This is a genomic window from Nocardia spongicola (genome assembly GCF_047200775.1).
Taxonomy (GTDB): domain Bacteria; phylum Actinomycetota; class Actinomycetes; order Mycobacteriales; family Mycobacteriaceae; genus Nocardia.
Genome location: NZ_JBJZOO010000001.1, coordinates 250,838 through 264,068, shown reverse-complemented (window position 1 = coordinate 264,068; position 13,231 = coordinate 250,838). Strand labels below are relative to the sequence as shown.

The 13,231-nt window shown below is 65.1% G+C and carries 11 protein-coding genes; 8 read left to right on the top strand and 3 right to left on the bottom strand.

The window, feature by feature from the left end; translation table 11 throughout:
• Window positions 1-148 precede the first annotated feature (148 nt).
• From ACL02S_RS01230 to ACL02S_RS01205, 6 genes are all read left to right on the top strand, one after another.
• Window positions 149-544 carry a hypothetical protein gene (locus tag ACL02S_RS01230; RefSeq protein ID WP_412800361.1) on the top strand — a complete coding sequence of 132 codons (396 nt, stop codon included), beginning with the start codon at window positions 149-151 and terminating at the stop codon, window positions 542-544.
• On the top strand, window positions 528-1,055 hold the full coding sequence (locus tag ACL02S_RS01225) for a CBS domain-containing protein (RefSeq protein ID WP_412800360.1): 528 nt from the start codon (window positions 528-530) through the stop codon (window positions 1,053-1,055). Before ACL02S_RS01230 ends, ACL02S_RS01225 begins: the two co-directional genes overlap by 17 nt.
• 109 nt (window positions 1,056-1,164) lie before the next feature.
• Entirely contained in the window at window positions 1,165-2,052 is an 888-nt protein-coding gene (locus ACL02S_RS01220; RefSeq protein WP_412800359.1) for a DUF302 domain-containing protein, read from the top strand.
• Window positions 2,049-4,814: a cation-translocating P-type ATPase gene (locus tag ACL02S_RS01215; protein WP_412800358.1), complete on the top strand. Its 2,766-nt coding sequence runs from the start codon at window positions 2,049-2,051 to the stop codon at window positions 4,812-4,814. The genes ACL02S_RS01220 and ACL02S_RS01215 overlap by 4 nt, the downstream gene beginning before the upstream one ends.
• Before the next feature lie 122 nt (window positions 4,815-4,936).
• Window positions 4,937-5,491: a flavodoxin domain-containing protein gene (locus ACL02S_RS01210; RefSeq protein WP_412800357.1), complete on the top strand. Its 555-nt coding sequence runs from the start codon at window positions 4,937-4,939 to the stop codon at window positions 5,489-5,491.
• Window positions 5,492-5,504: 13 nt separating this feature from the next.
• Window positions 5,505-6,176, top strand: a complete 672-nt coding sequence (locus ACL02S_RS01205) for a DUF2267 domain-containing protein (RefSeq protein WP_412800356.1) — start codon at window positions 5,505-5,507, stop codon at window positions 6,174-6,176.
• 105 nt (window positions 6,177-6,281) lie between these two features.
• On the opposite strand, the gene ACL02S_RS01200 is transcribed toward ACL02S_RS01205, so the two are convergent.
• The gene (locus ACL02S_RS01200; protein WP_412800355.1) at window positions 6,282-7,670 is read right to left on the bottom strand and encodes a wax ester/triacylglycerol synthase family O-acyltransferase; all 1,389 of its coding nucleotides are present in this window, start codon (window positions 7,668-7,670) and stop codon (window positions 6,282-6,284) included.
• A 197-nt stretch (window positions 7,671-7,867) separates the two neighbouring features.
• Here ACL02S_RS01200 and ppsA point away from each other — a divergent pair, with 197 nt between their 5' ends.
• On the top strand, window positions 7,868-10,168 hold the full coding sequence (gene ppsA, locus ACL02S_RS01195) for a phosphoenolpyruvate synthase (protein WP_412800354.1): 2,301 nt from the start codon (window positions 7,868-7,870) through the stop codon (window positions 10,166-10,168).
• Between the two features lie 50 nt (window positions 10,169-10,218).
• Here the strand turns inward: ppsA and ACL02S_RS01190 are convergent, their stop codons facing one another.
• A complete protein-coding gene (locus tag ACL02S_RS01190) occupies window positions 10,219-11,121 on the bottom strand; it encodes a universal stress protein (protein WP_412800353.1) in 903 nt (300 codons plus the stop codon).
• A 103-nt stretch (window positions 11,122-11,224) separates the two neighbouring features.
• The gene (locus ACL02S_RS01185; protein WP_412800352.1) at window positions 11,225-12,214 is read right to left on the bottom strand and encodes an Acg family FMN-binding oxidoreductase; all 990 of its coding nucleotides are present in this window, start codon (window positions 12,212-12,214) and stop codon (window positions 11,225-11,227) included.
• A gap of 323 nt (window positions 12,215-12,537) precedes the next feature.
• On the opposite strand from ACL02S_RS01185, the gene ACL02S_RS01180 reads away from it, so the two are divergent.
• Window positions 12,538-13,194 carry a response regulator gene (locus ACL02S_RS01180; protein ID WP_412801070.1) on the top strand — a complete coding sequence of 219 codons (657 nt, stop codon included), beginning with the start codon at window positions 12,538-12,540 and terminating at the stop codon, window positions 13,192-13,194.
• Window positions 13,195-13,231: the final 37 nt, after the last annotated feature.

The window sequence follows — 13,231 nt, the reverse complement described above, 5'->3', positions numbered from 1 at the left end:
CCAACGGTCCCGGCCTGGCCCCGCCGCAGGTGCCGGTGACCAAAGTCCACTCACTACACCGCCAAGGGATATAGCGGCTCTTAGGCTTCCCGACTTGGCTGGAGTACAGACAACACGCACGGATGCCGAGACGGAGAAAGGAGCGGTCATGTCCCATAAGACAGCGGCCACACAGACACGCGAATCCGGTATCGAACCATCCGAGGCACTGTCCCCGGAATCTGAACCCGAGACAGCATCTCCAGCAACCGAATCGGAGCCGGAGACCACCGATCGCGATGGATTGCATGTCCCGATACCGACCATCGGAGTACGGACGACGCGAGTTCCGCTGCCACCCGGACCACACACGGTGGCGACCGGTGTTACGTCGGCCACGGAAGCGGTGCGCCACCGGGCGCAGAATCATGAATCGCTGCTGTACTACGGTGGCCTCGGCGCGGCAGCGGCCACCGGGCTGGTGTCGTGGCCGGTCGCCACAGCGATCGGTGTCGGCGTCTGGATGGCGAGCCGGGTCCGTCGCCGCAATGCGGATATCAGCTGACAGCTACCGGATGACCGCGCCGGTATCGGTCACGCTTGGCATACGTCCGCTGTGCTCGGACCAGCCCGTAACCACTACGGCTGTGCGCCGGCATCCTCCCGACCACCGCATCCATGGGGTGATATCGATGCATGCACGCGACGTTCTGAGCCGACCTGTAGTGACAGTGCGGCCGGAAACACCACTGCGCGAGACGATCACGTTGCTGACCACGCATGGTTTCGCCGCGCTCCCGGTCGTCGACGCAACGGAAAGGTCACCATCCGCTGGGTCTTCGCCGATCCTGGTGAACAGCGAATTGTCGCCGCTCCGGCTCGTACTGCGGACGGTGTGCGCCACGCGGAGGCAGTGGACGACGCCGAGGCTGTGCCCGATCGCTGACCGGCTGCCCTGCCACGGGATCCGCACCGAGGGAACCACTCGAGCGGCTGCCCATGCGAATCGGCGTACCCCGGCCGAGGAATTGTCCCTTGCCTCGGCTGCGACGAAGCACCGTACCAGCTGGACATAGCCGCCGAGGCCAGGACGGCGGTAGTACCCATCACGGCGGGACCTTAGCCCCTGTGCAGCAACAACTGGTGCGGCGCATGCTCATCGCACGAGGAACCGAGGAGGCTTTGATGGAGTATCGAGTGGCCCTGGTCGAATCGGCGCCGGAAACGGTGCTGCGTGTGCCACGCGAGATCCGTCCGAACCCGCATCTGCTCGGCGAGGACGTCGTCGCGGGAATGCAGGAACTGACCAGGATCGCGCAGCACGCCGGATTGACTGCCAGCGGCGCACCGACGATCACGTTCAACCGAGAGCTGCCCGCCGATGAAGTGATCTCGGTGGATTTCGGCGTGCCAGTGGAACCCGCACCCAATCTCGGACCGAGTTCCGGTGCCCAGGTAGTCGTGATGCCGGGAACTCTCGTCGCGCGTACCTCCCACCGCGGCAGCTACCGTGACCTCGGCGCGGCCTATCTCGCACTACGGGAATGGTTGCGCGAGGCAGGCTATCAACCGATCGGCCCGCCGACCGAGGCGTACTTGATCGGTCCCGACGAAGTAAGCGATCCTGATCGGCTGCTCACCGAGATCAGGGTGCCGGTCGCCCCGGTACCGGCCATCACGGTTCACCTGGACATCCCCTTCACCGACGCCGCCGAGCACACCCGGGCAGCACTGCAGTCCCAGGGACTGAGCGTGATCACTGAGATCGATATCCGGGCCATCCTGCGCGAGAAGATCGGCGAGCATATAGAGGACTACCTGATCTTCAACGTCTGCGATCCCCAGCTGGCCCGTAGCGCATTGACCACCGACCGCCGAGCCGGGCTGCTACTGCTGCCGTGTAGCGTCGTAGTGCGCTCGGTCGACACCGGCACCCTCGTCGAGGCCACTGATCCCAATGCGCTGATCCGCGTCACCACCCAGCCCGCATTGCGCACGGTCGCCGACGCCACGCGTCGGCTGCTCGCCACCGCATTGAACAGCCTGCGTGATTCGGCCCCCACGTCAATGTGAACGACCCCGCCGGCGCTGCGCCCGGCCGTCGAATAGATCCCACCGAGCGGATCGATCTGCTGCTGCGCGATCTGCGTAGCTCCCGTGCCGGACTGACCGCTCGCGAGGCCGAGCGGCGGCTGATTCACTACGGACCGAACATACTGCAGCGCCGAGGCGGCCAGACCTGGCTTCGAGAGTTGATACGCCAGTTCACCCACCCGCTCGCGTTGTTGTTGTGGGCAGCGGCAGGACTGGCGGCAGCTGTCGACATTATCGCGGTGGCTGTGGCGATCGTGGTCGTGATCATGATCAACGCGGTGTTCGCGTTCGCGCAGGAACGACATGCCGAACACGCGGTGGAGACATTGGCCGGTTATCTGCCGATGCGGGCGAAGGTGGTACGAGACGGTCGGGTCGCCGAGATCGAGACAACGGCCGTAGTACCCGGAGAAATTCTCGTGATCGCGGAGGGCGACCGGATCTGTGCGGATGCCCGGCTGTTCGATGGCGGTATCGAGGTGGATCTGTCCGAACTGACCGGGGAATCGCTGCCGGTCTACCGCAGCGCCGACCTGGTCGATACCGATGTACCGCTGGCGCAGGCACGCGACTTGGTCTTCAGCGGCACATCCTGCACCGAGGGCGAGGCCCGGGCGATCGTTTTCGCTACCGGCATGCATACCGAACTCGGCCGGATCGCGGCACTATCGGAGCGGGTCGAGCGAGACGAGAGCCCCCTCGAGCACCAGATACGCCGGGTAGCCTGGCTGATCGCGCTGATTTCCGCACTGCTCGCGGCCGCGTTCATCCCGCTGGCGATGTTCGGGGCAGGGCTGTCTCCGATCAATTCCGTGATTTTCGCCGTGAGCCTGCTGGTGAGCAATGTTCCGGAAGGGCTGCTTCCGGTGATCACCCTGGCGCTGGCGATCGGGGTGCGTGAACTGGCCCGTCGCGGCGCGGTGGTCAAACGCCTCAGCGCGGTGGAGACTCTCGGCGCCACCGATGTGATCTGTACGGACAAGACCGGCACCCTCACCGAGAATCGCATGCGAGTCGTCGCGATCCATACCGCGACCGGGCAGCACGACCCGAATGCTCCGCCTGTGCAGCCCGACCCGACTTTGATCCGCGCGGCGAAGACGATGAGCTTCTGCAACAATGCCAGGATCGCCGACACCGGACCCGCTGTCGGCGATCCGACCGAGCTGGCGTTACTCACCGCGGCCGCCGCGCTAGGCAATCGAATCCGCCCCGAGCAGCGAGAACGCTTACGGCATCGCTTGTTCCATTTCGATCCGGTGCACAAGCGGATGTCGACTGTCGATACGGACGAAAACGACAGGCTGCACGTGCACACCAAAGGCGCACCCGAGTCGGTGCTGCCGCTGTGTACCACCGAACTCAGCGCCGATGGTAGCGTCCGGCCGCTGACCGCACACCGTCGCGCACAGCTCGCCGACCAGGTCGATTCCCTGGCTCGGCAGGGCCTGCGAGTATTGGCGGTCGCCGACCGGGATCTCGCAGACACCACAGAGCCGGACCGCAGGGAAGAGGCGGAACAGGATCTGATCCTGATCGGTTTGGCAGGCATGGCGGACCCGCCCCGCCCCGAAGTCGCCGACGCTGTGCGACTATGCCACGAGGCGGGTATCCGGATCATCATCATCACTGGGGATCACGGACTGACCGCGGCGGCGATAGCCGCCCGAACCGGTATCATCCGCGGCACGCCGACCGTGATCACCGGCGCGGAACTGGAGCGGATGAGCGAGGACGAACTCGACGAACTGCTGGCGGGACCGGCCGAGCCCGTCTTCGCCCGCTCCTCCCCCGAAGCCAAACTGCGTATCGCCGACGCACTGCGCAGTACCGGACATGTGGTGGCCATGACCGGGGACGGAGTCAATGACGCACCCGCGCTACGGCGCGCCGATATCGGTGTTTCGATGGGACGTTCCGGCACCGACGTGGCCCGTGAGGCCTCCACCATGGTGCTGACCGACGACAATTTCGCCACCATCGCCACGGCCATCCAGGCCGGCCGACGGGTCTACGACAACATCCGTAAATTCATCTGTTACATCTTCGCCCATGCCACCCCGGAAGTGACTCCGCTGCTGGTGTTCGCGTTGTCCGGTGGGGCCGTCCCCTTGCCGCTGACCGTATTACAGCTGCTTGCCTTCGACATCGGCACCGAGACACTGCCCGCGCTCGCGCTCGGACGGGAAGCGGCCGAGCCCGGTCTGATGCAACGACCACCCCGCAAACGTAATGAGCCGGTGATCCGCGCACCGCTGCTCCTACGCGCCTGGTTGTTCCTCGGAGTCATCGCGGCAGTCCTGGCGATGGCGGGATTCTTTTTCGTACTGCTGCGTGGTGGCTGGCGCCCGGGTGATCCCACCGGGCCGGGCACACCACTGCATCACACCTATCAGCAGGCGACCACGATGACGTTCTGTGGCCTGGTCGCCGGTCAGATCGGCACCGCGTTCGCGGTACGCACCGACCGCGTCTCGCTGCACTCGATCGGTGTGCTGTCCAATCCCCTGCTGCTCTGGGGGATCGCTTTCGAGATCGCCCTCACCGGGGTGATCATCTATTTCCCACCGATGCAGCATCTGATCGGGACGGCCGCGCTCACCCCGACCATGCTCGCGTTCACCCTCCCGTTCCCATTCCTGGTATGGGGTGCCGATGAGATCCGGCGGTGGTTGCTGCGCCGCCGCACACAGTCACCGGACCACGATCACCCTTCGGTCTCGGCCCACGGTATGGCCTGATTCGGTCCGAGATCCGCGGCGGTGGTGGAGCCGTTCAGCAGAACTAGCGGTGACCATGGTCCCGCCGGTCCGGGCATGAGTGCTCTCACTGAGCAAACCCATGGACGTGCAGTCTTTTCGCTATGAAACATGAGAAACCTCACATCGCAGTTGTCTACGCGAACGAGCAGGGAGCGACTCGCGATATCGCCGAATTCATCTATACCGAGCTGGCCGCGCACGGCGCGGCTGTCGAACTCGCCGATATCGACCATGCCCCCGACCTGTCGCGTTTCGACACTCTGGTCCTCGGCAGCGCGGTACGCGACGGAGATTTCCCGCCCGCTGTCGTCCGCTACGCGCAGGCTCACCAGAATGAGCTGGTCGACCACGATGTCTGGTTGTTCGGCGTCGGACTCAATTCAGCCCTGCGTGGGCCGATCGGCCGTCGGGTGAGCCAGATGGTGCCGAAGCGGGTCGCCGCGCTCCGTGACCGGATTGTCGCGCACGACTATCGAGCATTCGCCGGATACTACGATCGAACGGGCATCTCACCGCGCTCCAGGCTTGTCTACCGGCTCCTGGGCGGGAGGGGCTACGGCGATCTCCGGGATTGGGTCGCGATCCGCGCCTGGACCGAAGCCATCGCCTGCAGCCTACGTCTACCCCAAGCGCGCTGTATCACGATCCATCCGTGAAGGGCGCATGCAGATGAGCTATCACCGAGACCCGCTGGCTCCTGCGGTCCACACCGCGCGCGAATGGCTGCGTGCCGTCGCCGAAGGACTCGGCACCGAGGACCGTGCCTTCGCCCACCGGGCCCTGCGCGCGTGGCTGCACACAATCCGGGACCGGATCGGGGTCAACTCGGCCGCGCATCTGAGCGCCCAGCTACCCGAACTCCTCCGCGGGATCTTCTACGAGGGCTGGGTGCCCAGCCACGTTCCCGTCTCGCACGATGTATCCGGATTCATCGCACAGTTCGCACGGGAAGCAGGCGTCTCGCCCGACGAGGCAGTCGCGCTCGCAGGGTCGGTCACCGACACGCTCGCCACGCTGTTCTCCCCCGGTCAGCTCGACCACGTATTCGCGCTGCTTCCGGTCGAGCTGCGGCGTATTCTGCTCGGCGCCGACCTCGCAGGCACGTTCACGATATCCACCGGCATCCCGCGACCGGACGCGGCTCGTTTCGACGAATTCGATAATCGGCTGCGTGTCCTTTCCGATGCCATAGCTGTGCTCGTTCACGGCCTAGAGCACTCCCACGGCAGCGAGTCGCGCGATTCCGCGCAGGCGTTCGCCGCGCAGCAAGCCCATCGGATTCTGCTTTCCGAAGGGCTCTCCGGCGTCGAACCCGGCGCGGACCGGCAACCACTGGGATAGAGTTGCGCGACCATCCGGTACCTGATGCGGGCGCCTGCTGATCAGCCCGCATCATCCATATCTCCGTGCTCGGTCGGGCGGCGTCGTGACCGAGCACCATCATCGTCAGGTCGTATCCGGACGCGGCGGCTGCCACATCGTGATGCGTTCACGCAGACGCTGGACCTCCTGCTCGATGCCATCGGCGAGTACCGCGATATCGGGTGCGCTGTCGTAGTCTCCGGTGATTCCGAAGGTCAGACGATCGGTGTAGCTGAGGACCGCGACCGCGGTGCGCAATCGCATGGCGATAGGCACCACAGGTAGTAAGTCGAGCACCGGGCGTCCACACACTGCCAATTCGTGCCGCGGCCCCGGCACATTTGTCGCGAGTGTAGCGACGCTGCGCTGGGGGAAACGCGCCAGCAGCCAGAGAATCCACGCCACTGGTGCGAACGGCAGCCGACCGGCCAGTGCGAACATCGAGTTCTCCGCCCGCGCCGCACCGCTGGACTTGTGCTCCGACAACCGCGCATGAATCGTGCTCAGCCGCTCGACCGGATCGGACACATCGATCGGCAAGAATGGCAACATCGCCGAGAACCGGTTGTCGAGAACATATTTCGCCTGCGTGGTCCGCATCGAAACCGGAACGAGAACGCGCAACTTATCGGAGCTCGGCAGCTCATGTCTGCCGAGCAACAGGTCGCGGTACGCGGCCGCGACAACAGACAAGACGACATCGTTGACGGTAACCCCGAACACCTCGCTGATCTCGCGGACCTCCGATAACCTGGCCCTGGCGACAACGTAGCGGCGTTGTCGTCCGATGGGTCCGTTGAGCGAGGTCTCCGCGGCCGGTGTGATCGCCGCAGCGGCCACGGGCGCCACACCACGCATCACACCGAGCACCCACCGCGGTACTGCTACAGGCAGCCGGGCTCCCTCGCGAACCAAGCTGAACAACCGCGCCGCGGGCCGGCCACCCGGCTCTGCTTCGGCGCGACGCACCGGTGTCGCAGGCATCCCGTCACAGAGATGCTCGAACAGTGAAACCCCTGATACCCCGTCGACCAGACTGTGATGTGCTTTGACGATCAGCGCCCAGCGGCCCTGCTCGAGATGCTCGACGACAACGCACTGCCACAGTGGGTGGTCGCGATCGAGCCGCTCCTCCAGCTCCGCTGCGATCAGTTCACAGAGGGTCCGCTCATCGCCCGGTTCCGGAAGTGCGGCCCAACGAAGATGGTGGGCGAGATCGAAATGCGGGTCGTTCTCCCAGACCGGGGTGATCAGATCCAAGGGCACCCGGCGCACCTTCTGCCTGAGCCGGACGTTGCGTTCCACCGCTCTGGCGAGCAGGGCGGTGAACTCGTTCCGGCTCGGCGGCGCACCGGAAATGATCGCTACCGCACCGATACCGAGGCTGATATGCCGATCAGCGTCCTCCAGTTCCATGAAGCCCGAGTCGAGGATGCGCAGTTCTGTTGTCGGCTGGGGAGCTGACGTCGCCACCCATGCCATCCTGCCGACCGAGGCACCGCACGGTGAGATGCGAAGGTAACGGCCGCGCATGACTGTCGTCACATGAGCGTGGCTACGGCGGCGCGGCCTACGTGGCCAAGGAAAGGACCTTCGGCCGTGGCGAGTGCCGCCGTACTCGGCGAGGCTGACAGCACACCATGCGCAACGTGTGACCGATCGGAGACATCATGGGCGACTACGTGGTCGACCTCGGTGCACTGCGGCTGGCCGATGCCGACCGTGCCGGGGGCAAAGGGGCGAATCTCGGTGAATTGGTGGCCGCGCACCTGCCGGTACCGCCCGGCTACGTGATCCTCAAATCATGTTACGAGGAAGTGGTGAGCCACGGTCCACACGGTACGGAACTCGACGCGCTGCATACCGAGGCACTCGATGTCGCCTCGGACAGCGCGGGCCCCAGCGCGCAGCGACTGGATGAACTGTGTGCGCACATGCGGAAACTCGTTCATCGAGCACCACTGACCGCTGGGGTACGCGACGCCGTGGTAGCGGCCTACCACCACTTGGGTGACAGTGTCACGGTCGCGGTTCGATCCTCCGCGATCGGAGAGGACAGCGCGACCGCCTCGTTCGCGGGAATGAATCTGTCCCGCACCAATATCCGTGGCGATGACCGGCTGCTCGATGCCGTCGTCGACTGCTGGGCATCGCTGTTCACGCCTCGTGTGCTCACCTACCGTGCCCGCCGCGGCATGCACGAGCGCCCGGATATCGCTGTGGTGGTGCAGCGCATGGTCACGGCCCGTCGGTCAGGTGTGGCATTCACCGCCGACCCGGCGACCGGACGCCGGGACCGGGTGATCATCGAGGCGGCCCGCGGCCAAGGCGAAGTTGTGGTATCCGGGGCTACCGAACCGGACACGTACATGCTCGATGCCAAGGGGCCGACGCTGATCGCCGCCCGCACCGGACAGCAGAGCTTCGCCATCATCTCCGGGCCGGACGGTGATCAGCGGATCGAGCTGTCCGAGGAGGAGACAGCCACTCAGGTGCTCAGCACCGATGAGGCCATGCTGGTGGCGCGGACCGCGCTGCAGGTGCAGCAGCTGCACGACGGCAAACCGCAGGATGTCGAGTGGGCTTTCGACGATACGCGGTTGTGGCTGGTACAAGCCCGGCCGATCACCACGCTTTCCGGCCACGCCGAGATGAAGCCGCCGTGGCCCGCGCCAGCCCACGTCCTGCTCCGCGGGCTGGCCGCGGCCCCGGGGCAGGCGAGCGGAGCGGTGCGTATCCTGAGCTCCCCGGCGGAGGGTTCTACATTGCGGGCGGGTGAGGTGCTCGTCGCCACGATGACCAATCCCGATTGGCTGCCGACCATCTCCAGGGCCGCGGCGCTTGTCACCGACAGCGGCGGTATGACCTGCCACGCGGCCATCGTCGCTCGCGAACTCGGTGTGCCGTGTGTCGTAGGCACCCGCACCGCGACCACCACACTGACCGAAGGAGCTGTCGTCACCGTCGACGGCTCCACCGGCCAAGTCCGCGCAGGCCGGACGGAAGCAGTGCACACCGAACCACGGCAGGTCGCGCCGATCGCCACCGCGGTGCCGACGGCCACCCGCGTCTATGTCAATCTGGCGCTACCCGAGATCGCCGAGCGGGTCGCGGCCACCGATGTCGACGGAGTCGGATTACTGCGCGCGGAAACGCTGATCACGCAGGCGCTCGACGGCCACCATCCCCGGGATCTGATCGCTCGCGGGGACGGGGACCTCTTCGTGGAGCGGTTGTCGAAATCACTGCAACGGATCACTACAGCCTTCGCGCCACGGCCGGTCGTCTACCGGGCAACCGACCTGCGCAGTAACGAATTCCGCGATTTGGCAGGCGGAACGCGGTACGAACCGGAGGAACGCAATCCGATGATCGGCTACCGCGGCTGCTACCGCTATATCCGTGAGCCCGAGGTATTCACCTTGGAGCTCACCGCACTGGCCCTGGTCCGGGAACGAACACCGAATCTGCACTTGATGATTCCGTTCGTACGTACCCGGTGGGAATTGGAAGAATGCCTGAAACTGGTCGACGCGGGCCCGCTCGGCAACCAGCGCGGACTGCACCGCTGGGTGATGGCCGAGGTACCCTCGGTAGTGCACTGGCTGCCCCAGTACATCGGCCTCGGTATCGACGGTGTCTCCATCGGCAGCAACGATCTCACCCAGCTGATCCTCGGCGTCGACCGCGACTCCACCACCTGCGCTGAACTGTTCGATGAATCCGATGCCGCCGTACTGGATGCCATCGGACGGATTGTCGACACAGCGCGCAGCCACCGGATCACTTCCTCGTTATGCGGGCAGGCCCCCTCGGTGCGACCCGATTTCACCGAACACCTGGTGCGGATGGGAATCACATCGATTTCGGTGACACCGGATGCGGTACCTGCCGCACGACGAGCTGTCGCCGCGGCTGAGCAGCGAGTATTGCTCGAACAGGCATTGTCCGCGCACAACGCCATCCGTTGACACCGCACAACGTCCACCGGTACCGGCTGCGTCATGGCAGCCGGTACGGTTCAGCGCGCCCGCACGACGATCAATGGGCATTCCACCGAATGCAGCAGCGCGGCACTGGTAGAACCGAGCAGCATTCCGGTGAATCCACCTCGACCGTGGCTGCCGACCACGAGTAGCTGAGCATTCTCCGATTCCTCCAGCAGGGAGCGAACCGGCCTGTCCCGCACCAGCACGCGCCGCACCGACACATCCGGATACCGCTCCCCGAAGCCGGCGAGATTCTCCGCCAGGAGAATGTCTTCCTGCTCCTGCACGATATCCCAGTCGAGCAGCGGAAGGTCGATTCCCGTCATATCGCTCCACGCGTGCAGCGCGATCAGCCCGACTTTGCGCCGCGAAGCCTCCTCGAAAGCAACTTCTATGGCGGACACGCTGTTGTCAGTGCCATCGACCCCGACCAAGACCGGTTTGCTCGACGAGACAGCATCGGTGGCCGACGTGGAGTGCACAACCGCGACAGGACAATGCGCGTGCCGGGTGAGCGCCGCCCCCACCGAGCCGAGCAGTTCGCGGCGGAACGCTCCGAGCCCCCTACTGCCAACAGCCAGCGTTCTGGCCTGCCGGGAATGATCGATCAGGTGCGGAACGATCGGTTCGAGGATCAACTCGGTGCTGATCGCCAGCGCCTCACCGGCCGTCGCCGTTCTGGCCACCCTGGCTGCCTCGGTGAGCGCCCGCTCACCGTCCTCGCGCATCCACTCCATATCGTCTTCGCCCGGTTCCCGCCCGAAGACGAAACCGGGCCGGATCGCGATAGAGGTCACTATGTGCAGCCGGCAGCGGTGTACCGCGGCATCTACGGCAGCCCATGCGACCGCGTGGTACGAGGTGGCCGAACCGTCCACGGCCACCACAATCGGCAGATCCCCCTGTCTTGCCTGTGCGGTGGTGCTATCGACCATCTGGTCCTCCTCGAATTCTGGCGCTGTCAGCTGCCGCTACTCCGAATCCCGGCCGCCGCGGCGGATCCAGCCGAGCGGCAAGCCGGTGGACGGGTACCTCGTATCACGAATCCGCCGGATCCAGCGGATGCATAACCTCGGTGAGAGAACGACGTGGTGTGGCCGGAATCGGGTCGGCACTCGTTGCCGCCCAACCGATCCGGACGATGATCTGCGGGTATCCGGTGTTCTCCAGAACATTCATCCGGATCTGGTTCCTGGTGTCGGTCAACTCCATGGGCTCGGACAACGGACAGGTCGCCAGTCCGAGCGTCGCGGCGGTCAGCAGTATCGCACTCATGGCTTCGCCTGCTCGCAACTGAGATATCCGGTCATCACTACTGGTACTCAGCAGCATCATCCGATCGGCGGCCTCGATATCACGGACAACCGCCTGCGGCAGGCTCGGATTCGAGAACGGCCGTACAGTTGGATCGGTGGCGAGTGATACCGCGTTGCGCGCGGGTACCCCCTGTGAGGCGGCGTGCCTGCCACTCCACTGTGCCAGTTCGGCGCCGTAGGAGAAATCCCTGGCGTGTTCCCACGCCGCCTGTTCGAATGCCCGCAACAGCTGAGTTCTGGCAGGTTCGGCATCGACATCGCATACGAGCACCCCGTGCGCGACACCAGCGGCGACGATGTTCTGGATATAAGCAGGGGGCACTTCCCAGGAGGTGTAACGCCTGCGATCGGTGCGGCGCGTGCTGATCGCGCCCGCCATCCGGACATCCTCTGGAGTAAATGCGGCAGGCTGGAACTCGATAGCCGCGAGATGCTCCGGCTTCGCCGGATCCGGCAGTCGATGGACCTGTGTCTCCCAGCCGAGCGCCTTGGCCGCGATCCGGAAATGGTGCAGTGCCGCACCACAACTCAGCAACAGATCGCGACAGTCCGGGTCCGTATACGGTAACCATCGACTCTCATCCGCATACAAGTGCACAGAATTGTCACCGAGCCGCCATGACCACGGTTGGGTATTGTGCACCGATGGCGCCCGCACCGCCAACGCGAGCGCGGATCGCACTGTTTCGAAGTCGGGGTGTGTTCTCGGCATCGCTTGCCCCTTATCAGAATTCTCCCGGCAGGCTCGACGCCCGACCGGAGGTGGCGCCACCGTCCAGTGCGAACCTCCACCGCCACGGCCGCTGGGTTCGTTAATCAGCATCGCGCGATCCAGCGGTGGAGATGACGGCCGAAAGTCACCGAATGCCGGGTCCTCCGACCATGATCGGCCGCTCCGAGCGGATAAACGCACGACACCGGCAAGTGCACGACACCAACGACATCATGGCCGCGCTCCGCACCGGTGCCACACTTGCGGGGAGTATCGGGTTGCGTAGTCTCGACCACACCACTTCCCCTGGATTGGATACCACCATGATCACGGTGTTTCTAGTGGACGACCATGAAATAGTCCGCCGCGGGCTGGTCGATCTGCTCTCGACCGACCCGGCGCTCTCTGTTATCGGTGAAGCCGGCGATGTCGCGCAGGCGCTCGCCCGCATCCCCGCACTTCAGCCGGACGTCGCTGTCCTCGATGTGCGCCTGCCCGATGGCAACGGCATCGAACTCTGTCGTGAGCTCCTGTCGAAACTCGACAATCTGCGCTGCCTGATCCTCACGTCGTTCACCGATGAGCAGGCCATGCTCGACGCCATCCTCGCCGGGGCGAGCGGCTACGTCGTGAAAGACATCAAAGGGATGGAGCTGGCCAAGGCCATCAAAGAAGTCGGCGCCGGACGTTCCCTGCTCGACAATCGCGCCGCCGCGGCCCTCATGCAGCGACTTCGCGCGAGCACTCAGCAGGACGGCCCAGTGGCCGGACTCACCGAGCAAGAACGCAAATTACTGGACCTACTCGGGGAAGGACTGACGAACCGGCAAATCGCCGAACGCATGTTCCTGGCCGAGAAGACAGTGAAGAATTACGTGTCCCGGCTGCTGGCCAAACTCGGCCTGGAACGACGGACCCAAGCAGCCGTGTACGCGTCCAAACTCCGGTCGCAGTCGTCCAGACCTCCCGCAGGCTTCTGAGCGGTGCCGCGGCTGCTGTGGCTCCGAGCGGCTCCGG

Excerpts from the sequence above, each read along its gene's own strand:
- ACL02S_RS01230 (WP_412800361.1), top strand. The coding sequence starts at position 149 with ATGTCCCATAAGACAGCGGCCACACAGACACGCGAATCCGGTATCGAA.
- ACL02S_RS01225 (WP_412800360.1), top strand. The coding sequence starts at position 528 with ATGCGGATATCAGCTGACAGCTACCGGATGACCGCGCCGGTATCGGTC.
- ACL02S_RS01220 (WP_412800359.1), top strand. The coding sequence starts at position 1,165 with ATGGAGTATCGAGTGGCCCTGGTCGAATCGGCGCCGGAAACGGTGCTG.
- ACL02S_RS01210 (WP_412800357.1), top strand. The coding sequence starts at position 4,937 with ATGAAACATGAGAAACCTCACATCGCAGTTGTCTACGCGAACGAGCAG.
- ACL02S_RS01205 (WP_412800356.1), top strand. The coding sequence starts at position 5,505 with ATGAGCTATCACCGAGACCCGCTGGCTCCTGCGGTCCACACCGCGCGC.
- ppsA (WP_412800354.1), top strand. The coding sequence starts at position 7,868 with ATGGGCGACTACGTGGTCGACCTCGGTGCACTGCGGCTGGCCGATGCC.
- ACL02S_RS01190 (WP_412800353.1), bottom strand. The coding sequence starts at position 11,121 with ATGGTCGATAGCACCACCGCACAGGCAAGACAGGGGGATCTGCCGATT.
- ACL02S_RS01185 (WP_412800352.1), bottom strand. The coding sequence starts at position 12,214 with ATGCCGAGAACACACCCCGACTTCGAAACAGTGCGATCCGCGCTCGCG.
- ACL02S_RS01180 (WP_412801070.1), top strand. The coding sequence starts at position 12,538 with ATGATCACGGTGTTTCTAGTGGACGACCATGAAATAGTCCGCCGCGGG.